The 25,607-nt window shown below is 59.0% G+C and carries 25 protein-coding genes and 1 pseudogene; 8 read left to right on the top strand and 18 right to left on the bottom strand.

Annotation, left to right across the window (positions count from 1 at the left end):
* Positions 1–7: 7 nt before the first annotated feature.
* The 5 genes from phnV to phnR all read right to left on the bottom strand — a co-directional run bounded on the left by phnV (position 8) and on the right by phnR (position 4,783).
* Positions 8–805: an ABC transporter permease gene (gene phnV, locus ACMYSN_RS15120; protein WP_462495348.1), complete on the bottom strand. Its 798-nt coding sequence runs from the start codon at positions 803–805 to the stop codon at positions 8–10.
* 2 nt (positions 806–807) lie between these two features.
* On the bottom strand, positions 808–1,668 hold the full coding sequence (gene phnU / locus ACMYSN_RS15115) for a 2-aminoethylphosphonate ABC transporter permease subunit (RefSeq protein ID WP_462495347.1): 861 nt from the start codon (positions 1,666–1,668) through the stop codon (positions 808–810).
* Between the two features lie 2 nt (positions 1,669–1,670).
* Complete coding sequence (gene phnT, locus ACMYSN_RS15110) at positions 1,671–2,780, bottom strand: 2-aminoethylphosphonate ABC transport system ATP-binding subunit PhnT (protein ID WP_123757039.1); 1,110 nt, start codon at positions 2,778–2,780, stop codon at positions 1,671–1,673.
* 5 nt (positions 2,781–2,785) lie between these two features.
* A complete protein-coding gene (gene phnS, locus ACMYSN_RS15105) occupies positions 2,786–3,799 on the bottom strand; it encodes a 2-aminoethylphosphonate ABC transporter substrate-binding protein (RefSeq protein WP_462495346.1) in 1,014 nt (337 codons plus the stop codon).
* 264 nt (positions 3,800–4,063) lie between these two features.
* Positions 4,064–4,783: a phosphonate utilization transcriptional regulator PhnR gene (gene phnR / locus ACMYSN_RS15100; protein WP_462495345.1), complete on the bottom strand. Its 720-nt coding sequence runs from the start codon at positions 4,781–4,783 to the stop codon at positions 4,064–4,066.
* Positions 4,784–4,924: 141 nt separating this feature from the next.
* Between phnR and phnW the strand changes: the two genes are divergently transcribed.
* A complete protein-coding gene (gene phnW / locus ACMYSN_RS15095) occupies positions 4,925–6,028 on the top strand; it encodes a 2-aminoethylphosphonate--pyruvate transaminase (protein WP_462495344.1) in 1,104 nt (367 codons plus the stop codon).
* 9 nt (positions 6,029–6,037) lie between these two features.
* Complete coding sequence (gene phnX, locus ACMYSN_RS15090; protein ID WP_462495343.1) at positions 6,038–6,847, top strand: phosphonoacetaldehyde hydrolase; 810 nt, start codon at positions 6,038–6,040, stop codon at positions 6,845–6,847.
* A gap of 54 nt (positions 6,848–6,901) precedes the next feature.
* Here phnX and nepI read toward each other — a convergent pair whose 3' ends face one another.
* The 3 genes from nepI to ACMYSN_RS15075 form a co-directional block, all read right to left on the bottom strand.
* The gene (nepI, locus tag ACMYSN_RS15085) at positions 6,902–8,083 is read right to left on the bottom strand and encodes an MFS transporter (RefSeq protein ID WP_462495342.1); all 1,182 of its coding nucleotides are present in this window, start codon (positions 8,081–8,083) and stop codon (positions 6,902–6,904) included.
* Between the two features lie 154 nt (positions 8,084–8,237).
* The gene (locus tag ACMYSN_RS15080; protein WP_187043070.1) at positions 8,238–8,759 is read right to left on the bottom strand and encodes an SRPBCC family protein; all 522 of its coding nucleotides are present in this window, start codon (positions 8,757–8,759) and stop codon (positions 8,238–8,240) included.
* A 114-nt stretch (positions 8,760–8,873) separates the two neighbouring features.
* Positions 8,874–9,326: a DUF1198 family protein gene (locus ACMYSN_RS15075; RefSeq protein WP_154144375.1), complete on the bottom strand. Its 453-nt coding sequence runs from the start codon at positions 9,324–9,326 to the stop codon at positions 8,874–8,876.
* Between the two features lie 229 nt (positions 9,327–9,555).
* Here ACMYSN_RS15075 and ACMYSN_RS15070 point away from each other — a divergent pair, with 229 nt between their 5' ends.
* Positions 9,556–10,461: a LysR family transcriptional regulator gene (locus ACMYSN_RS15070; RefSeq protein ID WP_462495341.1), complete on the top strand. Its 906-nt coding sequence runs from the start codon at positions 9,556–9,558 to the stop codon at positions 10,459–10,461.
* A gap of 44 nt (positions 10,462–10,505) precedes the next feature.
* On the opposite strand, the gene uhpT is transcribed toward ACMYSN_RS15070, so the two are convergent.
* The 7 genes from uhpT to rbsK all read right to left on the bottom strand — a co-directional run bounded on the left by uhpT (position 10,506) and on the right by rbsK (position 18,911).
* Positions 10,506–11,900 (bottom strand): MFS transporter, encoded by a 1,395-nt coding sequence (gene uhpT, locus ACMYSN_RS15065; RefSeq protein ID WP_462495340.1) that lies wholly within the window; start codon positions 11,898–11,900, stop codon positions 10,506–10,508.
* 138 nt (positions 11,901–12,038) lie between these two features.
* On the bottom strand, positions 12,039–13,367 hold the full coding sequence (uhpC, locus tag ACMYSN_RS15060) for an MFS transporter (RefSeq protein ID WP_462498265.1): 1,329 nt from the start codon (positions 13,365–13,367) through the stop codon (positions 12,039–12,041).
* Between the two features lie 9 nt (positions 13,368–13,376).
* Entirely contained in the window at positions 13,377–14,858 is a 1,482-nt protein-coding gene (uhpB, locus tag ACMYSN_RS15055) for a signal transduction histidine-protein kinase/phosphatase UhpB (protein WP_174509664.1), read from the bottom strand.
* Positions 14,859–14,885: 27 nt separating this feature from the next.
* Entirely contained in the window at positions 14,886–15,479 is a 594-nt protein-coding gene (uhpA, locus tag ACMYSN_RS15050; protein ID WP_123757027.1) for a transcriptional regulator UhpA, read from the bottom strand.
* A 142-nt stretch (positions 15,480–15,621) separates the two neighbouring features.
* A complete protein-coding gene (locus tag ACMYSN_RS15045; protein ID WP_462495339.1) occupies positions 15,622–16,635 on the bottom strand; it encodes an aldose 1-epimerase family protein in 1,014 nt (337 codons plus the stop codon).
* A gap of 11 nt (positions 16,636–16,646) precedes the next feature.
* Positions 16,647–17,963 (bottom strand): L-fucose:H+ symporter permease, encoded by a 1,317-nt coding sequence (fucP, locus tag ACMYSN_RS15040; RefSeq protein WP_123757025.1) that lies wholly within the window; start codon positions 17,961–17,963, stop codon positions 16,647–16,649.
* Between the two features lie 27 nt (positions 17,964–17,990).
* Entirely contained in the window at positions 17,991–18,911 is a 921-nt protein-coding gene (gene rbsK / locus ACMYSN_RS15035; protein WP_462495338.1) for a ribokinase, read from the bottom strand.
* A 337-nt stretch (positions 18,912–19,248) separates the two neighbouring features.
* Between rbsK and ACMYSN_RS15030 the strand changes: the two genes are divergently transcribed.
* On the top strand, positions 19,249–20,040 hold the full coding sequence (locus tag ACMYSN_RS15030; RefSeq protein WP_462495337.1) for a DeoR family transcriptional regulator: 792 nt from the start codon (positions 19,249–19,251) through the stop codon (positions 20,038–20,040).
* A gap of 37 nt (positions 20,041–20,077) precedes the next feature.
* On the opposite strand, the gene ilvN is transcribed toward ACMYSN_RS15030, so the two are convergent.
* The 3 genes from ilvN to ivbL all read right to left on the bottom strand — a co-directional run bounded on the left by ilvN (position 20,078) and on the right by ivbL (position 22,257).
* Positions 20,078–20,368 carry an acetolactate synthase small subunit gene (gene ilvN / locus ACMYSN_RS15025; RefSeq protein ID WP_123757022.1) on the bottom strand — a complete coding sequence of 97 codons (291 nt, stop codon included), beginning with the start codon at positions 20,366–20,368 and terminating at the stop codon, positions 20,078–20,080.
* A 3-nt stretch (positions 20,369–20,371) separates the two neighbouring features.
* The gene (gene ilvB / locus ACMYSN_RS15020; protein WP_462495336.1) at positions 20,372–22,060 is read right to left on the bottom strand and encodes an acetolactate synthase large subunit; all 1,689 of its coding nucleotides are present in this window, start codon (positions 22,058–22,060) and stop codon (positions 20,372–20,374) included.
* 101 nt (positions 22,061–22,161) lie between these two features.
* Complete coding sequence (gene ivbL / locus ACMYSN_RS15015) at positions 22,162–22,257, bottom strand: ilvB operon leader peptide IvbL (protein WP_123757020.1); 96 nt, start codon at positions 22,255–22,257, stop codon at positions 22,162–22,164.
* 548 nt (positions 22,258–22,805) lie between these two features.
* Between ivbL and tisB the strand changes: the two are divergent.
* The 4 genes and pseudogenes from tisB to emrD form a co-directional block, all read left to right on the top strand.
* Positions 22,806–22,920 (top strand): annotated as a pseudogene (gene tisB, locus ACMYSN_RS15010) (type I toxin-antitoxin system toxin TisB); the annotation flags it as partial.
* 90 nt (positions 22,921–23,010) lie between these two features.
* Positions 23,011–23,346 (top strand): GNAT family N-acetyltransferase, encoded by a 336-nt coding sequence (locus ACMYSN_RS15005; RefSeq protein ID WP_462495335.1) that lies wholly within the window; start codon positions 23,011–23,013, stop codon positions 23,344–23,346.
* Between the two features lie 67 nt (positions 23,347–23,413).
* Positions 23,414–24,247 (top strand): EamA family transporter, encoded by an 834-nt coding sequence (locus ACMYSN_RS15000; protein ID WP_462495334.1) that lies wholly within the window; start codon positions 23,414–23,416, stop codon positions 24,245–24,247.
* A 175-nt stretch (positions 24,248–24,422) separates the two neighbouring features.
* Positions 24,423–25,607 (top strand): multidrug resistance protein D, encoded by a 1,185-nt coding sequence (gene emrD / locus ACMYSN_RS14995; RefSeq protein ID WP_462495333.1) that lies wholly within the window; start codon positions 24,423–24,425, stop codon positions 25,605–25,607.

Genomic DNA, 25,607 nt, shown 5'->3' with positions numbered 1-25,607 from the left:
TGTGACGTTATTTCTGGCTCAGGCGACGCGCGATGCGCTCAAGCTTGATCATCAGTAATAGCGTCACCCCCGCCAGCACAATGGTGAGCGCCGAACCATCCGCAATATTGCCGCGATCGGTCAGGCTGAAAATCGTCACCGGCAGCGTCGTCCAGCCCGGCGGATAGATCATCACCGTAGCCCCCAACTCCCCCATCGACAGCGACAGGCTCAGCGCCAGCGCGGAGATCATCCACGGCATCATTAGCGGCAAAGTCACATGGCGCAGGCGGTATCCCGGCGATGCGCCCAGGCTTGAGGCAACATTTTCAATATCCGGTGAAATACGCGCCAGCCCGGTGGAAACGTTGCTGAACGTAAAGGCGGAAATCAGTACGAAGTGCGCCGCCAGCACAATCCCGAAGGTCCCGTTCATCTGCAACGGTCCCTGGCTGAAGGCCACCAGAATCCCCAACCCTACCGATACCGACGGGATCGCGCTGGGTAGATAAAACGCCAGCCCAAGATAACGCTGCAGGCGGGCGCTGAACTGGCGCAGAGAGAGCGCCGCCCACATGCCGCACAGCAGGGCAAACAGGCTGGCGCAAAAGCCCACCACCAGGCTGGAGAACAGGGAATCCCAGGCGGCTCCCCGAAACGCATTCACAAAATGACCGAAGGTAAACCCCGACGGCAGCAGGCCGTTCCACTGCTGGCTCAGGCTGGACATCAGGATCACCGCCAGCGGCAGGAAGAAAAAGCCGGCAAACAGCACGACTGCCAGCCCACCCGCCGCCACACGGCCTTTACGCGACCAGATTAACATCGTTAGCTCCTCACGCCGGTACGCGCGGCGGCCAGTCGGTAGAGCATAAACAGCCCCAGCGACAGCAGAATATTGATCAGCGCAATCATGCAGGCCACGCTGTAATCGGACTCAAGAATCGCCTTGCTGTAGACCATCATCGGCAGAGTATTCACCCCTTTGGCACCGATAAACAACACGATACCGAACTCGTTGGTGGTCAACAGCAGGCACAGGCTGCCCCCCGCCATCAGCGCCGGGAGTGCCGCCGGGAAAATCACCTGGCCGATCACCCGCAGCGGATGGGCCCCGAGAATGCTGGCCGCCTCCAGCTGGCTTTTATCGATTTGCCGCAGCCCGGCCATCAGCGGACGCATCACCAGCGGCGTGAACACGGTAATTTCCGCCAGAATAACCCCCTGAATCGAGTAGAGAAAATCGACCGGCGGCAAGGCGAAATCGAACAGCGACATCAGCGTGCCGTTCAGCAGCCCCGCTGAACCATAAATAAAGGTGAAGGCCAGGGTGATCAGAAACGTCGGCAGGGCAATAAAGGTGTCGATCACCCGGCCAATCAGCGCGCTGCCGGGGAACGGAATAAACACCAGAATCAGCGCCAGCAGGCTGCCGAGCAGCAGACAGCCGAGCGTGGCGCACACCGCGATTTGCAGGGTGTTCAGCAGGGCGCCGATAAAACGCCGCGAGTCGATGACCTGCCAGAAGGTCCCGAGGCTCAGATGACCGCTGTCATCGCGCAGCGCCTGTTCAGCAATCAGCAGCAGCGGGTAGAAAAACAGCGTCGCCAGTACCAGCAGCGGCAGCAGCAGCCACAGGAAGGGCCGCAGGTTCAGGGCCGGGCGCGAAAGCGTGAGCATATGCGACATCGTTACACCTCAATCAGTACCGCATCGTTCGGTTCAAAGTAGAGCGTCAGTTGGTCGCCCGCCCGGGGCAGCGGATTGACGTGCGTCATCACGATACGCACCGCTTCGCCGGCAACGTCGCACAGCAGATGGGTCAAATCGCCCTGCCAGTGCACCGAGGTCAGCGTGGCGTGGAGCCGGTTACTGACCGCCGAACGGGGAACCAGACTCATATGCTGCGGGCGAATACACAACAGCTTGTTATGCCCGTGCTGCCCGCCCTGGCTGAAGGCCTGAATCAGTCCGCCGCCGCAGCTGACGCTGACCAGCCCTGGGCCGGCCATATCGCTCAGTGCCGTGGCCTGCAGGATATTGGCGCGCCCGAGGAACTCGGCGCTGAAGCGGTTCGGTGGGTTGTGGTACAGCTGATGGGTCTCCCCGTGGGCGATCATCGAGCCGTCTTTCATGATGCCAATCTTGTCCGCGAGGGTCAGGGCTTCGGTCTGATCGTGGGTGACATAGAGAATGGTCAGCTCCGGCAGTTCGCGATGCAGGCGCGCAATCTCCTCCACCATATTGTGGCGGATTTGCGCATCCAGCGCTGACAGCGGTTCATCGAGCAGCAGCACCCGCGGGCGCACGGCAATGGCCCGTGCAATGGCGACGCGTTGCTGCTGGCCGCCGGAAAGCTGGTGCGGATAGCGGGTGGCGTAGTCCGCCATCCCGACAATCTTCAGCGCTTCCTTGACCCGGTCGACGATCAGCGCTTTTGGCTGCTTTTGCGCCCGCAGGCCGAAGGCGACGTTGTCTTCCACCTTCATGTGCGGGAACAGAGCGTAGTTTTGGACCACCATCGCCAGGCCGCGCTTGTAGGGCGGCAGCCCGGTGACGTCGGTATCGCCGATCAGAATGCGCCCACCCGCCGGTTGCACAAACCCGGCAATCGCCCGCAGCACCGTGGTTTTTCCGGAGCCAGACGGGCCGATCAGCGCCAGCACTTCCCCCGGTTCAATGGTCAATGACAGCGGTTTCAGCACCACGTTACCGTGATAGGACACGCGCAGTGCGTCGAGGGTTATCCCGGAGGTCCCCGCCTGCGCCGGGGAGTGGGAAGCAGTCGTTTTCATCAGCATCAGGCTTACTCGCTGTCGGTCACTTGGTGCCAGCGGGCAATGTCTGCCGATAGCGATCCGGCCACATCGTCCCAGTTCGGCTCCCAGCTTTTCACGCCGTTGAGGGCCGCTTTTGCCGCCTGGTAGTTTCCGTCGGTTGGCGTGACATCGCTGCGCACCGGCAGGCCCCAGGAGAGCGCGCTGACGTGGCTCTGCGCCGGTTTATCCAGCAGGAAGTTGATCAGTTTTTTGCCGTTTTCGCTCTGCGGGCCATTTTTGACCAGACCGACGGTGTACGGCAGGGCCAGGGCGCTGCGTTCGCCGTTCTCGTCCGCCGGCCAGAAGATTTTCACGTTGGGGTTGCGGGCAATCTGCGACAGGTTCATCTGCAGGTCGCCGTTAGCCACAAACAGTTCGCCTTTATTCACCAGCGCGGTCAGTTTGCCGGTGGAGGCGGACGGGCCGACGTTATTGGCCTGCAGTTTACCGAGATAGGCAAAGCCCGCCTCTTTGCTGCCGAGGCTGTGGAAGGCCTGCAGCATCACCGCGGTCCCATCGCCGGCCTGGCCCGGGGTGGAGTACTGGAGTTTGTTTTTGAAACTGCTGTCCAGCAGCGCCTGCCAGTTGGCCGGGGCGCTTTTTAACAGCTGGCTGTTATAGATGAAGGTCAGGTAGTTGTTCACCAGCGGCGAGTAGTGGGCGTTAGCGCCGGGGATTGCGTCGCTGCCCTGCGGGGTAAATTCGGCGAGCAGGTTTTCTTTGGCGGCGCGTTGGATAAACGGCGGCACGGTAACCAGCACGTCGGCCTGCGGGTTGGTCCGCTCTTTCGCCAGGCGCTCGACGATTGCCCCGGATCCGCCTTCCACATACTGCACTTTGATGCCCGTCGCTTTGGTGAAGGCGTCGAACTGGTTCTGATACCAGCTATTGTCGCCATCATGCAGGCCATCAGCCGAATAAACCGTGACCACGCCATCGGCCCACACCGGGGTGCTGGCGAGAGCGAAAGCGGAGAGCAGAGCAAGTCGGGAGAGTTTCATCGTATCAGCCTCATTGGGTGGTGATGTTAAATGGTCTATACCAGATCGAGTGTCACGCTACCGGGGATTTATGACAGAACGATGAACGAAGTGTGTCCGGTGGATGAAAAACGGAGACAACAGAGAGGAGATCAGCGCATGGAATTTCCCCGGAGGCGGCGCCTGTCGCGCTTTGTCCGGGCTACCTGACTACCCAACGGCAAGAATCGTAGCCCGGTCAGCGCAGCGCCACCGGGGAGAGGCCGCACACAGGGGCCGAAAAAATCAGTGGGTATCGACTTCGATGCGCAGGCTGTCGTGACGCCAGTACTCGATATCGTAATCAAGAATGCGCCCGTGCTGATCGTAGTTGAGGCGGCGCAGCAACAGTGCCGGGCGCCCTTCCATCACCCCCAGCGCCTGCGCGGCCTGGGACGGCATCGAGGTGGGATAGAACGACAGATGCATGCTGGTATATATCAGGTCGTAATGGGTCTGATAAATCTCGGTCAGGCTGCCGTTCAGATCGTGGCGCAGCAGCTCCGGCACGCGCGCCGGCAGACAGTGGTTTTCGCTGTAGCAGATCGCCCGCCCGTCGGCGTAGCGCAGGCGCGTCAGCAGGTACACCTGATCGAATGGCTGTAGCGCCAGCGGTGCCATCACATCCAGCGGCACTGCCGCGAGCCGGCCATTCAGCAGCACCGTTTTCGGCTCCCGCCCCTGCTCCAGACACAGCTTGTGGAAGTTGGTATTTTGCGTCGGGTCCAACCACAGGCGCTCCGGCGTGACAAACCAGCCGCGGCGATCGGCACGATAAATCACGCCGCTGGCCTCCAGCTGCGCCAGGCTCTCACGCACCGTAATCCGCGTGGTGTTGAACAGGCTGCACATTTCGCGTTCTGACGGCAGTTTGTCGCCGCTTTTCAACGCGCCGTTTTCGATTCGAGCCTGCAATTGCGCCTTAATCAACAGGTATTGCGGCGTCTCGCCAGAGGGTGATTTCATGATGTCTCGCACACAGATTGGATAGCGCCATTATACCCATGGAGATGAATTTTTTGTTGCAGCGCGATCTTTTCTTTGACCTTTTGCCGCCGTTATCACCATTATAAAACCAATCTGGTATAGACCAAAATGGTGAGACAAATGACGTCACGTAATTACCTGCTGCTAACCCCTGGCCCGTTAACCACCTCCCGCACGGTGAAAGAGGCGATGCTCTTCGATAGCTGCACCTGGGATGATGACTACAACCTCGGGGTGGTACAGACCATTCGCCAGCAGTTGGTTCAGCTGGCAACGCCTGTGGAAGGCTACACCTCGGTGCTGCTGCAGGGCAGCGGCAGCTACGCGGTGGAGGCGGTGCTCGGCAGCGCAGTCGGCGCGCAGGGCAAAGTGCTGATCGTCAACAACGGCGCCTACGGTGCGCGGATGATTGAAATGGCGCAGCGGATGGGCGTCGCCTGTCAGCCGTACGATTGCGGTGAAGTGGCCCGCCCGGACGTGGCCGAGATCGAAAAGATCCTGCAGGCAGACCCGGCGATCAGCCACATCGCGATGGTCCATTGCGAAACCACCACCGGGATGCTCAACCCGATTGCCGATGTGGCAGTGCTGGCGCAGCGCTACGGTAAACGCTATATCGTCGATGCAATGAGCAGCTTCGGCGGCATTCCGCTGGACGTCGCCGCGCTGAATATCGACTACCTGATCAGCTCCGCCAACAAGTGCATTCAGGGGGTGCCGGGGTTCGCGTTCGTCATTGCGCGGGAAAGCGAGCTGGCAGCCTGCGAGGGCCGCTCGCGCTCGCTGTCGCTGGATCTGTATGCCCAGTGGCGCTGCATGGAAGATCATCACGGCAAGTGGCGCTTCACCTCCCCGACACACACCGTGCTGGCTTTTGCCCAGGCGCTGAAAGAGCTGGCCGCAGAGGGTGGCGTGAGCGCCCGCCATCAGCGCTACAGTACCAACCAGCGTCGGTTGGTGGCCGGCATGCGCGCTTTAGGTTTCCAGCCGCTGCTGGAAGACAGCCTGCATTCGCCGATCATCACCGCTTTTTACTCGCCGAAGGCGCCGCAGTACCGCTTTGAACACTTCTATCAGCAGCTTAAGGCTCAGGGCTTCGTGATCTATCCGGGGAAAGTCTCGCAAAGCGACTGCTTCCGCATCGGCAATATCGGCGAAGTCTGCGACGCCGACATCACCGCCCTGCTGACCGCCATCGATAACGCCATGTACTGGAAACACTGAGGAACCGCCATGAACCGTATTACCGCACTGATTCTTGACTGGGCCGGCACCACCGTGGATTTCGGCTCCTTCGCGCCAACCCAGATTTTTGTCGAAGCCTTTCGCAAGGCGTTTGACGTCGAGATAACTCTGGCGGAGGCCCGCGTTCCGATGGGGCTCGGCAAGTGGCAACACATTGAAGCGCTGGGGCAGCTACCCTCGGTGGATGCCCGCTGGCAGGCGAAATTTGGCCGCGCGATGAGCGCCGACGATATTGACGCGATCTACGCCGCGTTCATGCCGCTGCAAATTGCCAAAGTCGTCGATTTTTCCGCACCAATCGCTGGCGTTGTCGACACCATTGCCGCCTGTCGCGCCGACGGTCTGAAAATCGGCTCCTGCTCCGGCTACCCGCGCGCGGTCATGGAGAAGCTGATCCCCGCCGCCGCCGCCCAGGGCTATGCCCCGGACCATTGGGTGGCTACCGACGACCTGGCCGCCGGCGGGCGTCCCGGCCCGTGGATGGCGCTGCAAAACGTCATTGCCCTCGGCATTGATGCCGTCGCGCACTGCGTGAAGGTCGACGATGCCGTTCCGGGTATTACCGAAGGGCTGAACGCCGGGATGTGGAGCGTCGGACTGGCGGTGTCCGGCAACGAGTTTGGCGCGACCTGGGCGGAATATCAGCAGATGACGACAGAAGCGATCGCCACCCGTCGTGAACGGGCGGCTGAAAAACTGTATGCCGCCGGGGCGCATTATGTGGTCGATACCCTGGCCGATCTGCCGGGCGTCATTGCCGACATCAACGCCCGTCTGGCAAGGGGTAAGCGCCCGTAGGCATAGCTCGCGTTCCCCCGGGCAGCGGCCGCAACGCCGTGCCCGGGCGGCACGTTACACCCGGACTTTGGTGGCGACCAGCAGCCCGGTCATCAGCATCAAGGTCCCGGAAATTACCAGCGGCGACAGCAGACCGAGATGGTCCAGCGCCACGCCGCCCACCGCCGCACCGCAGGTGTTTGCCAGCTGGATCACCGCCACCTGAATCGACCCGGCTTTTTCCGCCTGATCGGCAAGAGATCGGGTGATCCACGTTGACCAGCCCACCGGAATCAATGCGAAGGCGAGGCCCCAGATAATCGCCACCGTCGAGGCCACGATTTTGCTTTCACCCCACAGCACCAGCACCGCCGCGCTGACAGCCAGCACCACCGGCGCAATCGCCAGCGCCGCTTTGACCGAACGCTTGAGCAGCACGGAGGAGAGCGATGTCCCAACGAAGCTGGCGATACCGAAGCTCAGCAGCACCAGCGTCAGGCCAGAGACATCAAAGCCAGCGAGGTTCATAAACACCGGGCGGATGTAGGTAAAGAAGGAAAACTGCCCGGCAAAGGCCATAAAGATGGCGCACATACCGGCCATCACGCCGGGGCGCTTCAACAAGCCAAACATATTTTGCTGTTGTGACGGAGATTCGCCCGGCAGTGAAGGCAGCGCCTTGATCACCCAAATCGTACACACCACGCCCATCACCGCCGCAGCGTTGAAGACGTTACGCCAGCCGATAATCCCACCGAGGAAGCTGCCCAGCGGCGCGGCGATCACCAGCGCAATCGACACCGCGCCAAAGATAATCGACAGCGCTTTCGGCACCACCCGCATTGGCACAAGACGCATCGTCAGCGACGCGGACATCGCCCAGAAGCCGCCCAGCGCCAGCCCCAGACAGGCACGGCCCAGCAGCAGCAAAGTGAAGCTGTTGGCGAAGGAGACCAGCAGGCACGAGAGGGTAAGCAGCACGGAAAACAGAATCACCACGTAACGGCGGTCGGTGCTGCGGATAATCGAGGTAATAAACAGGCTGGAAAACATCGCCACAAAGGCGGTCGTGGTGACCGACTGCCCGGCGACCCCTTCAGAGATACCTAAATCCTGAGCCATCGGCGTGAGCAGGCTAACCGGTAGAAACTCCACGGTAATCAGGCAGGCCACGCAGAAGGCCACCGCGAATACCGCCGACCAGTTCGGTCGCGCAGTCTGGTGAGCATGTGGCGTGGAGGCATTTGAAGACGTCATGGGTTACCTGCATGGTTTGAGAGCGGAAAAGCTGCGCAGTGTAACATTTTGTGTGTGAGTAATTTAACAATTCAATCACGTGAAGCTTGATTATTGCCGGTAAAACGGCTGGCAAGCCGGTCAGACAAGGCTTGCCAGCGCACAGAATGCTAAATTAGCCGCGCTGTGCGTTTTTGGCCGCCGTAGCCAGGCCGCAAATCCACTCCTGATGGCCGTTGATCATCGGGTTCGGCAGCGTCTGCGCCAGCGCCTGTGCCGGTGCCCCTTTCTGTGACTCCTGGGTCAGAATGCGCACGCGACCGCCGGGCAAATCTTCGAACAGCCAGGCGTGGATCACGTCCAGACGCGTGGTTGCATCCCCTTCTGCCCAACCGTGCCACGCGACGCGCGCCGCCTGTCCGGCCACCGGTGGAACATATTCGGTCACCTGCGCTTCAATCGGGAAGCCGAAGGTTGAAAAACGGAAGCGGGCGTTTGCGCTCAGCGTCGGGCCGCTGCCGTCATGAAAACGGATATCGGCCACGTTGCTGTAGTAGGTGGGCCATAAGGTAGTGTCATCGAGCTGCGCCCAGATTTCCGCCGCGGTCAAACCGCTGACGATGATTTCATTGGAGGCAAAGTTATCGGTTGTCCCCGGCAGGTAATCTTCCGGCCAGACGATGGCGCTTTGGTGCATTGACTGTTTCATAAGAGACCTCGTAATGGTGAGATTTAACGAGGTCAATCATCTGCCGGGAGGTGATATAAATCTAATCATCATCATTGATTATGATTATCACAGGTGGTGATATCAGTGCAGCCAGTGGACGCCATCTTCCGGTAAAAACAAGGCGTTATAGCGCTGTTGCAGCAGGACAATGTCGCTCAGTTCCGGGTCCAGCTCGCGTAAAAACCCTTGGGCCAGACGGATCTGGGCGTCGGTGATCGGCGCCGCCAGGCGGGCCTTTTGCATCAGCCGATACCAGTAGTGCAGATTGCGCTCGCTGCCGTCGACGATCCCCACCTGCCAGATCAGCAGGACCTGGGCGGCGTTTTGCAGATGCGCCTCATTGGGGCGCTCAAGATAACGCAGATACTCGTGACCGGCGGCTTTCCCCAGCGCATCGATCATCGATTCCAGTGGCTCCGGGGTAATGCCCAGGCGCTCGCTCAGGCGGCGAATCGCACGGCGCGAATCAGAGGTAAGTACCCGAAAACCGACAACAAATACGACCACCAGCGTGGCCAATCCTATCCAGACCATTCATCCTCTCATTCTCTATCCGTCATACTTCACGCTGCAGATGCGTTGGCTACGCGCGTTCACCCCGGCCAGACGTTATCTCTGCCTCAGGGGAGCCGCTCCCTTGCCGCTTTCCTGTAACCTGAATGAGTGAGGGTATCCCGCATCCTCACTATCATAATGGGAATTTGCGCGCTGTCGACTCCCCGGCGTACCATAATGTGACTTATCGTCGCTGAGGATGGGCATCATGAAATCTGATATCAGAAACCTCGATCTGAATCTGCTGAAAACGCTGGATGCGCTGCTCGATGAACGCAGCGTGACCCGGGCGGCGGCGCGGCTTTCACTGACCCAGCCGGCGGTCAGCGGCATGCTGACGCGCCTGCGGGATGCTTTTAACGACCCGCTGTTTGTCCGCGCCCCGCACGGCATGGTGCCGACCCTGCGCGCGCAGGCGCTGGCGCTGCCGGTGAAGCAGCTGCTGGCGGATGCCGACGCATTGCTGCAGCCGGCCACTTTCGATCCGCAACGGGCCGAATTAACCTGGACGATAGCCGCCACCGATTACGCGCTGAAAGCGGTGATTGTGCCGTTTATCGCCGCGCTAAAGCCCCTGGCGCCGGGTATCCGGGTGCGCATTATCCCGGAATCGCCGCAGACTCTGTTCAGCCAAACCGAACGCGGGGATGTTGATATTGCCCTGCTGACGCCCCGCTCCACGCCGCCCGAGCTTCACAGCCGGGCGCTGTATCAGGAAGAGTACGTGTGTCTGATGCGCGCGGACCATCCCCAGGCGGCGGTGCCGTTAACTCTGGATCTGTTCTGTATGCTGGAACACGTGCTGGTCTCCTGGCAGGGCGATAGCTTTCGCGGTGTGACCGATGAGGCGCTGGCGGCGCTGGGACGGTCGCGGCGGGTGGGGCTGTCGGTCAGCAGTTTTCTGGTACTGCCGGAGGTGCTGGCGGTCAGCGATATGATTGCGGTGGTGCCGCGTCGGCTGGCGAAAATGGCGAACGGAATGCGCATCGCCCCGCCGCCGCTGGCGATCCCCGGCTTTACCAAAAGCATGGCGTGGCACGAGCGTAGCCACCGTGACCCGGCGCAGCAGTGGCTGCGGGAACTGCTGCACCAGACCGCCCAGCTGGAGAGATAAAAAAAAGCCCGGCGCTGAGGCCGGGCAAGGTTACCAATACGCCATCACTCGGCGGTCTGCAAAATCTGTTTCTTTTTCTCGCGGCGAATTTTACGTTCTTCGAAGACCGCCACGATGGCCATCAGGCAGATACAGCCGATGGCTGCCGCATCCAGCGCCGCAAAGGTGCCGGCCCAGCCGGTCAGGCCAAATACCGGCGTGCCGTCGGCAATCATCCCCAGCCCCAGCTTGGCGAAGCTGTCGCCGATCAGGTAGGCAAAGGTGCCTTTGATGCCATCGGCTGCCCCGATCGCTTTTTTCGGCACGAAGCCCACCGCGGCAACCCCGATCAGCAACTGCGGACCGAAGACCAGGAAACCTAAAGCAAACAGCGACATCAGGTAGACGTACTGGTTGCTGGCGTGCTGATAGACGCCGAGGGTAGCGATGATTAACGCCAGCGCGACGCAGGCCACCAGCGCCCGACGGCCGTTCGCCAGATCCGACAGCCAGCCCCACAGCAGAGTACCGACCAGCGCGCCCACCTCAAACAGGGTAAAGCCCTGAATCGCCACATCTTTAGACAGCTTCAGCTCCTGGAAGGCATAGACCGTCGACCACTGGTCGATACCGATACGCACTACGTAGAGGAAGATGTTGGAGAAGCACAGCAGCCAGATGACTTTGTTTTTCAGCACGTACTCGACGAAAATCTGCCATTTGGTCATGGCGTTCTCTTCGGTCTCTTTATCTTCTTCGCTGATCTCTTCGCCGAACAGCTCTTCGGCGTTACCGAGGCCGTAGGATTCCGGGGAGTCGCTACCAAAACGCAGGCCGATAAAGCCGACAACCAGCGCGATAATCGACGGGAAGATGAACATGCCGATGACGTGGCCGTCGAACAGATAGTTCGCCCCGAACAGCGCCACACCCGCCGCACCCGCGCCGCCGAGGTTGTGCGAGATATTCCAGAAGCCGAGGAACGTCCCGCGCTTGCGGCGTGGGGTCCATTTGGTGATGGTCGAATAGCTACAGGAGCCGCCGGTACTCTGGAAGAAACCGCTCAGCGCGTAGAAGGCGATCATCAGGAACAGGCTGGTGGAGCCGGCCCCCATGCTGGCGCTAAAGCCGAGCATACAGATGGCGGAGAGGATCAGCATAAACGGCAGGAACTGCTTGGTGTTTTTGCCGTCCGCGTAGTAGGAAACCAGCGTTTTCCCCACGCCGTAGGTGATCGAAAATCCAAGACCGATCATCCCCAGTTGGGTCATGCTCAACCCGTAGGTGGAGATCATGTCATTCTGGGCGATGTTAAAGTTTTTGCGGATCAGATACATGGTCAGGTAGCCAATAAAGACCACCAGATAGGACTGCATGAACGGTTTGAACCACATCTTGCGCCGCACGTCGAGCGGCAGGTCCAGCGTGGGTTTGCGCACCTGGTTGAGAAAGGCCAGCATGGGTGACTCCTGATTTGAATACCTGCTTGATGGCAGGCATTGTAAAAATCAGCGACGTAACTGGCCTGAGACAGCGTCCAGGCGAAACCGGGAAAATGTCTTAGTTTTGCCCCGAATGGGGCAAAACAGTGAGGTGCATCACGCTTCGTGCGGCGTTCGTGGCGCCTGGGCGTTTAAAAACGGCAGCAGCAGCAGCGCGGAAATCCCGGCGGCAATGGCAATCACCACGAAAAATCCGGTCCAGTGCCAGCGCTCGAGCACCTGCGCCAGCGGCCAGCCTGAGAGCGAGGCGCCGAGGTAGGCAAACAGCCCGACAAACCCGGTGGCCGCCCCGGCCGCCGCTTTGTGGGAACACTCCGCCGCCGCCATGCCAATCAGCATCTGTGGGCCAAACACGAAGAAGCCGGTGGTGAAGAAGCAGGCCGCCTGCATCACGTAGCTGGCGAAGGGCATCAGCCATAAACCGCCGACCGACAGTAAAATCCCGGCGGCAAAAATCAGGTTCATCGGCCCACGGTTGCCGTTAAACAGCTTATCCGACCCCCAACCGGCGACCAGCGCGCCGATAAATCCGCCCAGTTCGAACATGGTCACCGCCGAGTTGGCGGTGACCAAATCGACGCCGAGCGTCTCTGACATGTAGAGATTGCCCCAGTCGTTAATCGCCGCCCGCACCACATAAACCAGCACGTAGCACAGCGACAGCAGCCAGATGTAGGGATTCGCCAGCACGTACTTGTAGAGGATCTCTTTGCGCGTCAGCCCCGCCCCTTCCTGCTGCTGGGCAATCTCCAGTTCGTCGTGGCGCCAGTCACCCACCGCCGGCAGCCCGACAACCTGGGGCCGGTCGCGCAGCCGCCAGCAGAGAAACAGCCCGGCGAGGATCGCCAGCGTACCGGCAATCATCATCCCGGCGCGCCAGCCGTAGTGCAGCGCCGCCGCGCCCACCACCATCGGGATCACTGCCCCGCCGACGTTGTGCGCGGTATTCCACAGCGCCCACCAGCCGCCGCGCTCGGTACGCGAATACCACGCCGTCAGCAGACGGGCGCACACCGGCGAACCCCAGCCCTGGAAGAAGGCGTTCAGCGCCCACAGCACGGCAAAGGCCCACAGCGAGGTTGAGAAGCCAAACAGGATATTGACCATCCCGGTGGCGACCAGCCCCAGCCCCATAAAATACCGGGCGTTGGAGCGGTCGCTGACGATGCCGGAGAAAAACTTCGACAGCCCGTAGGTGATGTAAAACAGCGTCGCCAGCAGGCCGATATCGCTGCGGGTCAGGACGTTGCTGGCGAGAATTTCCGGTACCGCGGCGTTAAAGCTTTTCCGGGTAAAGTAAAACAGGGCATAACCTAACCAGATGGTCAGCAGGATATGACGCCGCCAGTAGCGATAGCGCTCATCCAGCGCCTGTTTATCGGTAATCGGCGCGGCATCGGGTGGGGATTTCAGCAAGTTCAGCATCATCGCGCCTCAGACATAACGTTGCGGTAGGTTGACGCAAACGCGGGTACCGTGCGTGCAGGAAATCGTGAGGGTCCCGCCCAGGGCGGTGACGCGCTCGCGCATACCGGTCAGGCCAAAGCCCGGCTGTCCGCTGCCCGGCGGCAGTCCGCAGCCATCGTCTTCCAGCACCAGCATCAGCCGCCCGTCCTGCTGCCAGCCCTGCAGCGTCACCGCGCTGGCGCTGGCATGTTTGACGATATTATTCAGCCCTTCCTGGCAGACGCGGAACAGGGTGACGCGCTGGTTTTCACTCAGGGCGGACTCATCGATACGCCAGTCGAGATGGCTGACCATACCGCGGTCCTCCAGCTCCATTTCGCGCATCAGCGAGCGCACCGCCTGTTCAAGGGTCAGGTCGTCGAGCTGACGCGGACGCAGCCGGCCCAGCAGGCGGCGCACCGAATCGTAGACCCCCAGCGACAGCTGTTCGATCAGCTGGCCGCTCTGCTGCACGCCGCCGTTGTGCGGCGCCAGGCGTTGCACAATCCCCGCCTGGGTACGGATGGCGGTGATGGTCTGGCCGATATCATCGTGCAGCTCCCGCGCCACTTCCCGGCGCACGCTCTCTTCGGTCTCCATCAATCGCTCCGCCAGTCGCCGGTTACGCGCCAGCTCGCTTTGCAGCGACTGGTTGAGTTCGCGCAGACGCTGGATCCCGGCCCCCAGCAGCAGCCCGGTCAGGCTTTGCGCCAGCAGCGAGAGCAGTAAATCCACCGGGTGATCGTGCCAGGTCTGGCTGGCTATCAGGGCGATGGCGTTCATCAAGGCGGCAATCAGCGCCCCCTGCCAGCCGTAATGCCACGCCAGGGCGATAATCGGCAGCGCAAGGCAGAACGGCGTGAAGCGCGACAGTTCAGCAGGCAGGCCCAGTTGGAGCCACAGACTGATGACAAACAACAACAGGTAGCCAATCAGGTGGCGACCGCGCCAGTTGATCGGCTGCGACACCAACGACGGGCCTAGCGGCTGCCAGACGGTGCTGGTGAGATAGTGCCAGATAACCAGGCAGGTCGGGGCCAGGGTCAGGCCGCCGGTGAGGGTCAGCAGCAGCGCATTCAGCCCGTCGCTCCCTTCGGCGGCCCACGGCAGCGATTGCAGCAGCGCGGCGGTGATCAGCGCGGCCCCCTGACGTAACAGCGTGAGCCAGTCGCGCTGGTGGCGATAGCGCGAAATCAGCGCCACCGGCAGCAGGGTCAACACCCCACCGATCATCAAAATTAACGGATGCGCCAGCGCCACTTCCTGCGCCAGCCAGAAGATCAGCAGCCACTCGGCGCCCAGCAATACCGGCCAGTAGCCGCGCGGGCACTGCAGCATCAGGCCAAGCCGCAGGCCGAAGGGGAACAGCAGCACGGCGAGATCCGCGCGGGCAACCAGGTGCAGGCTGATGCTCCACAGGCAGAACCATGCGGCGGAGAAAATACAGAAACAGCCGGCCACCGAAAGCAGCCGGGAGAGGAGTGGTTTCATGGCCTGCTACTGCCAGCTGTCGAACATGCGCCGCGCCAGCTCGACGTCGTTGCTGACCCCCAGCTTTTCCAGCAGGTTCGCCCGGTGGACGTGCACGGTTTTCGGCGACAGCCCGAGCTCAACGGCGATGGCTTTCACCGCCATCCCCTGGGCCAGCTTTTCCGCCACCTGACGTTCACGTTTGGTCAGCGGATCCTGGCGGCCCGCGGTCAGCTTCAGCGCAATATCCGGCGTCAGGTAGCAGCCGCCGGTCGCCACGGTTCTGACCGCAGCAATCAACTCATCCGGGCTGCAGCGTTTGGAGAGAAAGCCACGGGCGCCGGCGTTGAGCGCCTGCTCCACCAGCGCCGGGCTGTCGTGCACCGAGAGCATGATGATCCCCATGCCTTTCGGCAGCTGGCTTAACAGCTCGAGGCCGGAAATATCCGGCATCGAAATATCGCAAATACAGACCTGCACACCCCGTCCGGGCAGCCCCGCCAGCGCCTCACGGCCGGAGCCAAACTCAGCGACAACCTGGAAATCCGCTTCCAGCCCCAGCAGCTGGGCAAAACCGGAGCGGACGATAAGATGATCGTCGATAAGGGCAATGGTGGTCATGATGTATCCTGGCGGGTTAAAAAACGCGCTTACCTTAACGATATACACTGCATCCTTCAAGCGGCGTCTGCTTCCCCAGGCACTTACTTAAGTAAGCGCCTGGGGATTCTCAGACTTGCCGCCTTGAGCAGTGTTATCCGCCTCAGGCGATCCCGGTGGTGACCGAGAAGCTTCGGGTCTCCTGCGGCGCCAGCGATATCAGGCTGCCATTGCTCTGGGCCGCCAGAAAGCCCTCCGGTCGGCAGGTGGCTGGCAGGGCGAAGGCAGCAACCTGCTGATCGCCGTTATAGAGGATCCAGCGGGTGACGTAATTCAGCTCGGCGCTGGAGAAACGCGTGATGAACGTGGTGCCATCGGTGGCGATCATGCGAAATTCAGGGCTGTCGGTGTAGCGATCCAGCTTATCGGCAAAAAAGACGATCTCCGGGTCATAGAACTGCGGCTCATTCAATGTCGCCACCGAGGCTTCCCCCTGCAGCAAACGCTGATTGAACGCCAGCCATGACGCCGTCGGCTGAACATGGGCCGGGACCGATTCGCGCAGCGACAGTGCCTCGTCGGGGATATTCTGGCTGAAGGTGGCCCCCGCGACGTAGGCATAGTTCATATGGCACATGTACTGGAGCGGCATGGCGACGGACGCCAGGTTGGTCACCGCCATCTGGATATCAAACAGCGCGCTCGCTTTGTGTAATACCACCGCCGGTCGCGCCTCGTAGTGATGACCAAAGCCCATCACATATTCGTAGCGCCCCACCACGCGCAGGCTGTCTGCCTCCAGCTCCAGCCAGGCCTCATCCATTCCGGCGCAGGCCATTTCGCCATGCAGCGGATGGTTGTCCTCCGGCGACGGGCAGCCGTTTGCCAGCAGTCCCGAATGGAACGCAAAGCAGCCATAGGTCGCCACCACCTCGGTGGCTGGCTTCGGTTGGTGGAACATATTGCGCATAGTCAGGTCATGACCATCAAATTCGGCGTCCCAGATCATCTGCCCCAGCCAGGGCAAAATCACCAGCGCGCCGCGGGCGTTGGCTACCCGCAACCCTTCCACGCCGCTGGCGTAGCGAAAAGCAGTGACCGTGAAGTCATCATTGGCCACAAGGGTGCGAGGCTGCTCGTGAAAGAGCGAGCGCCATAACGGTATACGTGTCGTCATCAACAGACTCCTCAGGATGCGGTAGCTTCGGTCAGCGTGCGGCGCACTTTGCACTCACGCCAGAAATAGACACCCACGTAGATGAAGCACAGCATCGGCACCAGGAACGAGAGCTGCAGGGAATGGAACATGTCGGCGATAAAACCCTGAATCGCCGGCACCACGGCTGCCCCAATAATCGCCATCACAATCACTGCGCCAGCCATTTCGGTGTGTTCGTTATCGACCGTATCCAGCGTACCGGCATAGATGGTGGCCCAGCACGGCCCGAACAGTACGCTGACCAGCACCGCCACGTACACCGCGCTAAAGCTCGGCGCCAGCGCCACGTAGGCGAGGAACAATGCGCCGATGACCGAGTAGAGGATCAGCACTTTTTCCGGCGTGAAGCGGGTCATCAAAATATTGGCGACAAATTTGCCGATAAAGAAGCAGGCGAAGCTGTAGACCATAAAGGTTGAGGCATCACGCTCGTTGATATCGCCCAGCTCCAGCGCGAGACGGATCGTGAACGACCAGACGGTAACCTGCATCCCGACGTAGAGGAACTGAGCGGCAATTCCGCGACGAAAGCGGGCATTGCTCGCCAGATAGCGCAGCGTATCGGCCGCCGACGGGCGTTTATGGTTTGCGGTCTGTGCGACTTTACAGGTCGGGAAGCGCGTCAGCAGGAACAGCACCATCACCACCACCAGTACCATGATCATGTACTTGTAGGGCTCCAGGGTGTTTTCCAGCATCAGCACTTTAAACTGATGGATCTGTTCAGCGTTCATGCCCGCCATCTGTTTTTCGAGGCTTTCACCGTCGGAAAAGACCAGATATTTACCCAGCAAAATCCCGGCTGCCGCGCCGATCGGGTAGAAGGTCTGGCTGATGTTCAGGCGCAGCGTGGCGTGGCTTTTCGGGCCGATCATCGAACTGTAGGTGTTCGCGGCGGTCTCGAGGAAGCTCAGGCCAATGGCAATGGCGAAAATCGCGGCCAGGAACATGGTGTAGGTTGCCATGTGCGAGGCCGGGAAAAACAGCGTACAGCCGACGATATAGAGCGTCAGGCCAATCATAATCGCAACTTTATAGCTGGTATTTTTAATCACTAATGACGCCGGAATAGCAATTAAGAAATAGCCGCCATAAAACGCACTTTGCACCAGAGCGGAAGCAAAGTTACTTAATGCAAAGACGCTTTTAAATTGCGTAATTAAAATATCATTTAATGCAGCAGCACATCCCCATAACGGGAATAAGCAGGATAACAAAATAAACTGGAACAGAGGGGTTTTATTCAGATAGCCGTCGGGCATCTGAATGATGTTTTTATCGTTCATAGTGCTACCTTTTACCATGCAGGGTGATTATTCGTTTAACGACAGATACTCATTAAACTGCTCGATACTGGGATAAGATGATTGGGTGCCTTTTCCGGTGACGCTAAATGCGGCAAACAGGGAGGCTTTTTTCATGGCGAATTCAACATCTCCGCTCTGAACATAGTAGTGGGCAAAACAGCCGATAAAGGCGTCACCCGCGCCGCTGGTATCAACCGCGCTGACCTTAAATGCCGGGACGTGGACCTCCTGGTCGCGGGTCATCCAGAGTGCGCCTTTCTCGCCCATGGTCACAATAATATTGTTGAGACCTCTTTCAATAAGGCTGCGGGCGGCGAGGCAAATATTATCGTAAGAGTCCACTGGCAAGCCGGTTAATATTTCAAGCTCGGTTTCATTCGGGACAAAGAAATCGCATTTGCAGGCATAGGACATATCTAATTCACGCAATGCCGGCGCCGGGTTTAATAACACTTCAATGCCGTGCTTGTTACCAAATTCGATCGCGTGATAAACCGTTTCCAGCTGGACCTCAAGCTGTAAAACAATCAGCTGACATTTTTTTAAATCATCGGCAGCGCGGTCGATATCTTCCGGTGAGAGAAACTTATTGGCACCTTTAATAATAAGGATGCTGTTACTGGAGTTGGCATTGACGAAGATCGGCGCCACGCCGCTGCTGGTGCAGGGGACCTTTTCAACATAGGTGGTGTTGATGCCCCAGGATTCGAGATTGCGAATGGTGTTATCCGCAAAGATGTCATCGCCCACCTTGGTCAGCATCATGACTTTTGAGTTGAGCTTGGCGGCCGCCACCGCCTGGTTTGCCCCTTTGCCACCGCAGCCAATTTTGAACGCCGGTGCCTCAAGGGTTTCGCCCTCTTTTGGCATCTGGTTGGTGTAGGTGATGAGATCCACCATATTGGAGCCGATAACCGCGATATCCATTTTTACTACCTCTCAGAAACAATCACACAACAATGATATTATCGTAACATTATCATGTTACTTTCGTACCATTTGTGACCATGATCGCGATTGCGTTATCATTATCTGCTTATTTATCACACACAAAAAAGTGAGTGATAAGGCGATAAATTAAAAAAAAGATAACCAACACAATCATAACAAACTGAAAATAAAGTATTTATTATGATAAAAACGCGATCTGTCAGGCTTTTAATTCCCGCTGGCTCACAGTATAGTGATGTGAATGCAGGATGTTTCTTCAGGCGCAAAAATGTTACCAGAGGAACATTTGCGAGATAAATTGCGGAGAGAGTGAATGGAGACCAAGCAAAAAGAACGTATACGCCGCTTGATGGAACTGCTGAAGAAAACCGACCGCATCCATCTTAAAGAGGCCGCGCGTATGCTGGAGGTCTCTGTGATGACCATCCGCCGGGATCTCAGCCAGGAGCATGATTCGCCGCTGCCGCTCACGCTGCTCGGCGGCTACGTGGTGATGGTAAACAGGCCGTCAGCCCCGTCGCTCACCGCCGCCGTTGCGCCAAAACAGGCTCATCATCGTGACGATTTGCCGATTGCGATTCTCGCCGCGGGCCTGGTGAGTGAAAACGACCTGGTCTTTTTTGATAACGGCAGCGAAATGCCGCTGGTTATCAGTATGATCCCCGATGACATTGCCTTTACCGGCATTTGTTACTCGCATCGGGTGTTTATGGCCCTGAATGAAAAGCCCAACGCCACCGCCATTTTGTGTGGCGGTACCTATCGGGCCAAAAGCGATGCGTTCTACGATACCAGCAACCCTTCGGCGCTGGATTCGCTGAACCCACGGAAAGTGTTTATCTCCGCCAGCGGGGTACACGAACATTTTGGCGTCAGCTGGTTTAATCCCGAAGACCTCGCCACCAAACGTAAAGCGATGGATCGCGGTCTGCGGAAAATCCTGCTCGCGCGCTATGCGCTGTTCGACGATGTGGCGCCTGCCAGTATCGCCCCGCTGTCGGCATTTGACGTGCTGATCAGCGATCGTCCATTACCGGCAGACTACGCCGCCCACTGCCGGAATGGTTCGGTCAACGTTATCACGCCGGATACTGAGAGCGAGTAATTCAGCGCCATCCCAAAAGAGCTAATGGGACAGGCTCTTACTCAAAGAAGACGGCTATTTTATTGAACATCGAAGGGTCGGACTGGTTACGCGCGACCTTCACCACATCTTCCAGCTTTTCAATCTGGCTGATCATCTGCCCTAGCCGCTGATCATCGTTGACCAGTAGCCAAATTCGGCTGTGGTTACTGTTCTGAATAGGCAAACAGAGAATGCCTTCCACGTTAAACGCACGGCGGGCGAACAGCCCGCAAACGTGGGTCATTACCCCTGGGTGGTTGCGGACGGTGAGTTCCAGAATAACGTTGTCATGAGTCTGCTGTTGCATGGTTTATTCCCCCACCATTTCTGTATTTGCCGCTCCCGGCGGAACCATCGGATAGACTTTCTCTTCTGCATCAATGCGCACGTGAATCAGGGCCGGGCCAGGACGGTCAATGATCGCCTGCAGCGCCGCCTGCGGGTCGGTTTCGTTATTTAAATCACAGGTTTGCAGACCAAAACCGGCGGCAATCTGCATGAAGTTGATCATCCCCGGATAGGTGGCGGCAAAAACGCCCTGCTGATAGAACAGGCTCTGCTGCTGATACACCAGCCCCAGCGCTTCGTTGTTCATCAGGATGATTTTAACATCCAGCTGATTCTCCGCCGCGGTGGCCATCTCCTGAATGTTCATCATCAGGCTGCCGTCGCCGGAGAAGCAGATCACTTTACGCTGCGGATTAGCCAGCGCGGCACCCACCGCTGCCGGCAGGCCAAAGCCCATGGTTCCCAGTCCGCCGGAGGTCAGCCACTGGCGCGGACGGTTCAGCGGATAGGCCTGGGCAACCCACATCTGATGCTGACCAACGTCGGTGGTAATGATCGCCTCGTCATCGACACAGGCGGCCACGGCGTTGATCAGGCCGTAATGGGCCAGCGGATCGCACTGCTGCGGAATGGTGGACGGAAACTCGCGTTGCAGGTCCGCCACCAGCTGGCGCCACTCGTCACGCGGCTGCGAGGTGACCAGCGGGATCAGCTGCGCCAGAACGTCGGCAACATCCCCCTGAATCGCGACGTGCGGCTGCTTGATTTTGCCCAGCTCGGAACGATCGATATCGACGTGGATAATTTTCGCATTCGGGCAGAATTGCTCGGTTTTACCAATCGCCCGGTCATCAAAACGTGCGCCTAAAACGATCAGTAAATCAGACTCTTGCAGGATAAAATTGGTGCTGCGTGCGCCGTGCATACCCAGCATGCCTAACGAGAGCGGGTGCGCCTTCGGCAGCATACCCAGCGCCATCAGGGTCAGGGTGGTAGGCAGGTTGGCTTTTTCAGCCAATGCGCGAACCTGATCCCCGGCATTAATCACGCCGCCGCCCAGATACAGCACCGGGCGCTGCGCCGCATTGATCATCGCCGCCGCATCCTGAACGCTGGTGCTGTCAAACGTCGGGGTCGGCGCGCGGGTACCTGGCTCCGGTAACACTGCCAGCTCGATGGTTGCCGTCTGCACATCCTTAGGAATATCTATCCACACCGGACCCGGGCGGCCGGACTGCGCGATGCGAAACGCGTCGCTCATCACCTGCGGCAGTTCAGCGATATCGCGAACCAGGTAGTTGTGTTTCGTGATGGGGATAGAGATACCGTAGGTGTCGACTTCCTGGAATGCGTCGGTGCCGATCATCGATGCCGGCACCTGGCCGGTAATACAGACCAGTGGAATGGAGTCCAGGCGGGCATCGGCGATGGCGGTGATCAGGTTGGTGGCGCCCGGCCCGCTACAGGCCATACAGACCGCGGGTTTACCTTCGGTACGCGCCATCCCCTGGGCGATAAAGCCTGCGCCCTGCTCGTGACGCGCCAGAACGTGACGAATTTGCGTGCTTTGGCTTAATGCATCATAGATGGGGAGAATCGAGCCGCCCGGGATACCCGCAACGGTGGTGATCCCCTGACGCTCCAGTAAATGAACAACTAACTGCGCGCCGGTGAAGCGCATTTTTTCTGATGTTGTGCCCGAACTTGCCATGCTCCAGTCCTTTTATTCTGGGCCGACTTACCGGGCGAGTGTCGAAAAAAAACCCCGCTCGGTTTGTGCCGGCGGGGTTTGGAATCGTGTTGTTCCGGACCCTACGGCGCATTGCCGACGACGACCACCACACGCACGACGACCACCGCGGCAGGCGCGGTTTTTAGTAGAGTCGACGTCAGAATGGAAGTGTTCATTAGGGACCTGTTGTGCGAAAAATTAACTGAATTTATACAAACACAGCTGTCGCCATTACACAACGGAATTATTTTCATCAACGAGTATTTGCGTAAGGGATCACAATTTTTCGTCTGACGCACAAAAACAAAAAACCCCGCCGCAGCGAGGTTTTTGTCAGCATGTTTACGGCTGGTAACCGCAAGTACACTGTATTACGTCAACGGTGAAAGTATACGCGCGCGTTGGCATTGACGCAATTTTCACGCGGCTGTCGCCGAAATAGAGTATGGAAGGCGGGTGCCAGATTGTCCAGAAAATACTGTTTAAATATACAGTATATGTTTATACTGAACGCGTACACGTTGTGTTATTCGGGGCCGCATGTTTTACCGGCGCAATGAAGTCCTGGCTGAAACGGGTGGTGCCGTCAGCGCCTTAACCCCGAGAGAGCACACTGTGTTACGTCAACAAATACGCCACTGTGTTCCGGGCACACTAACGTACCCGGGCGGGCGGCGTATCCCCTCGCTGGCAACAGGCGGCGGAAAGGTACGCCAGCGGGTCGTGCTCCTCTACCAGAGGAGACGCGTATGGGCGCGATGGATATTATTGTTCTTATCCTGAGACTCATGGTTGCCGTGTTGCAACTGCTTGATGCAGTCCTGAGACAGCCTCGCTGATTCAGGTTCAAGTCGCACCTGAGAGGGGCGGGAAACCGCCCCTCTACAGGCGGTACCCCATCAACTGTTGCCGACTAACTGGAGAAAATCATGCCACCGTTGTTGATTCGCCCAGTCACCCCGGAGACCCCCGGCTTTCTTGCCCTGCGCAGCGAAAGCCTGGAGCAACAATTTGCCATGCTGCGTCGCCTGACGGAGAACTGGCAAAGTGGTAAAAACCGCTTTAATGCACCGCGCGAGAAACTGCTGGGCGCCTTTATTGTCGGGCAGCAGCAGCTGGTATCGGTGATAACCCATTCCGGCCACTGGTTCGATTTTCTCAACACCCACGCGCCGTCGTCGGCGTGGCCCTTCTATGAAACCCTGGGGTTCCGCCCGGTTTATGATGAGCCGCGGGTCACGCATCGCCTGTTCTGCTCGCTTTAAGGGCCGCTGGCTGGTGGAAAACGCCCGTGTTACAGTGCCATAACATAGTCACTGACCGTCTCCTACGATGACCATTAGCGTTTTCTGCATTCTGCTGTTCGCCGCCCTGCTGCATGCCAGCTGGAATGCCATCGTCAAAGCCAGCGGCGATAAGATGTATGCCGCTATCGGCGTGAGCGGTTCTGCCGCGCTGATCGCCATGGTCGCGCTGCCTTTCGTGCCGCAGCCAAGCCTTACCAGCGCGCCATATCTGGTCCTCTCCAGCGCCTTACAGGTGGTCTACACCGTGCTGGTGGCCAAAACCTATCAGGTCTCAGATATGAGCCAGACCTACCCGCTGATGCGCGGCACCGCGCCGCTGCTGGTGGCGATTGTCAGCGTCGCCGTGCTCGGCGATTCGCTGTCACCGCTGGCCTGGAGCGGTATTGCCGTGATCTGCCTGGCGATCCTTGCGATGGCCTTCAATGGCCACGCCAGCTCCCGCACCGGTATCATCCTCGCGCTAATCAACGCCTGCTTTATCGCCGGCTATACGCTGGTGGATGGCACCGGGGTTCGCCTGTCGGGCACCGCGCTGGGCTACACGCTGTGGTCCTTTTTTATGAACGGCTTCTGTTTGCTGAGCTGGTCAATGGTCGCCCGCCGGCGGGAAGCCAGCCGCTATCTGCGCCAGCACTGGAAAACCGGGCTGATCGGCGGGCTGAGCACCATGGGTTCGTATGGCCTGGCGCTGTGGGCCATGACCCAGGCGCCGCTGGCGGTAGTCGCGGCGCTGCGAGAAACCTCTATTTTATTCGGCGCTATCATCGCGTTGGTGCTGCTTAAAGAGAAGCTTATTGCCCTGCGTATCGTGGCCGCCTGCGGGATTGCGGCCGGGGCTATTCTGCTGCGCCTCTCCTGACGCACAATGGCAACATTTGTTGCCGATTATCGTTTACAAAACCTGCCTGGCATTCCTTACCAATCCTCATCATGTGGTTGTACTGTCATTTTTATGTGGTAGATTCCTCCAGCATTAAAGGGGTGTGCCAGTCACATATTCTTAATTTATTTCTATTATCAAAGTATTCATCGACATGAAACGGCATAAGAATTTCACTTTGTTGTTGATGCTGGTAGTGCTGGTGGCCGTAGGCCAGATGGCGCAGACCATTTATATTCCGGCGATCGCCGATATGGCTATTTCGCTGAACGCCCGTGAAGGCGCGGTGCAAAGCGTAATGGCCGCCTATCTGCTGACCTATGGCGTATCGCAACTCTTCTACGGCCCGCTGTCTGACCGCGTGGGACGACGCCCGGTGATCCTCATCGGGATGTCTATCTTTATGCTGGCGACGCTGGTTGCCATCACCACCCACAGTCTGACGGTGCTGATTATCGCCAGCGCGATTCAGGGTATGGGGACCGGTGTTGGTGGCGTCATGGCGCGTACCCTGCCGCGCGACCTGTACGAAGGTAGCCAGCTCAGACACGCCAATAGCCTGTTAAATATGGGGATTCTGGTCAGCCCGCTGCTGGCTCCGCTGATTGGCGGGATCCTCAATACCGTATGGAGCTGGCGTGCCTGCTACGCGTTCCTGTTGATTCTGTGCGCGGTGGTGACCTTCAGCATGGCACGCTGGATGCCGGAAACGCGCCCGGTCGGCGCGCCGCGTACCCGGCTGGCCACCAGCTATAAGACGCTTTTCGGCAATACTGCGTTCAACTGCTATCTGCTGATGTTGATTGGCGGGCTGGCGGGTATCGCCGTGTTTGAGGCCTGCTCCGGGGTGCTGCTGGGTGCCGTACTGGGCTTAAGCAGCATGGCGGTCAGTATTCTGTTTATCCTGCCGATTCCGGCGGCCTTCTTCGGGGCGTGGTTTGCCGGGCGTCCGAATAAGCGCTTCTCGACCCTGATGTGGCAATCGGTCATCTGCTGTCTGCTGGCAGGGGTGATGATGTGGATCCCTGGCCTGATGGGCGTCATGTCCGTCTGGACCCTGCTGGTGCCTGCGGCGCTGTTTTTCTTTGGCGCCGGCATGCTGTTCCCGCTGGCGACCAGCGGCGCGATGGAGCCGTTCCCGTTCCTCGCCGGGACGGCAGGTGCGCTGGTTGGCGGGCTGCAAAATATCGGCTCCGGCGTGCTGGCCTGGCTCTCGGCGATGATGCCGCAGACCGGTCAGAGCAGCCTGGGATTGTTGATGATGCTGATGGGGCTGCTGATTCTGCTGTGCTGGCTGCCGCTGGCTTCACGTTTCAGCCGTCATCAGCAGCCGGTTTAA

It is taken from the genome of Klebsiella sp. R445, from assembly GCF_051131755.1.
Taxonomy (GTDB): domain Bacteria; phylum Pseudomonadota; class Gammaproteobacteria; order Enterobacterales; family Enterobacteriaceae; genus Klebsiella; species Klebsiella lignicola.
Note: the sequence above shows the minus strand (reverse complement) of the source record. Positions and strands in the feature narration are given on the sequence as shown.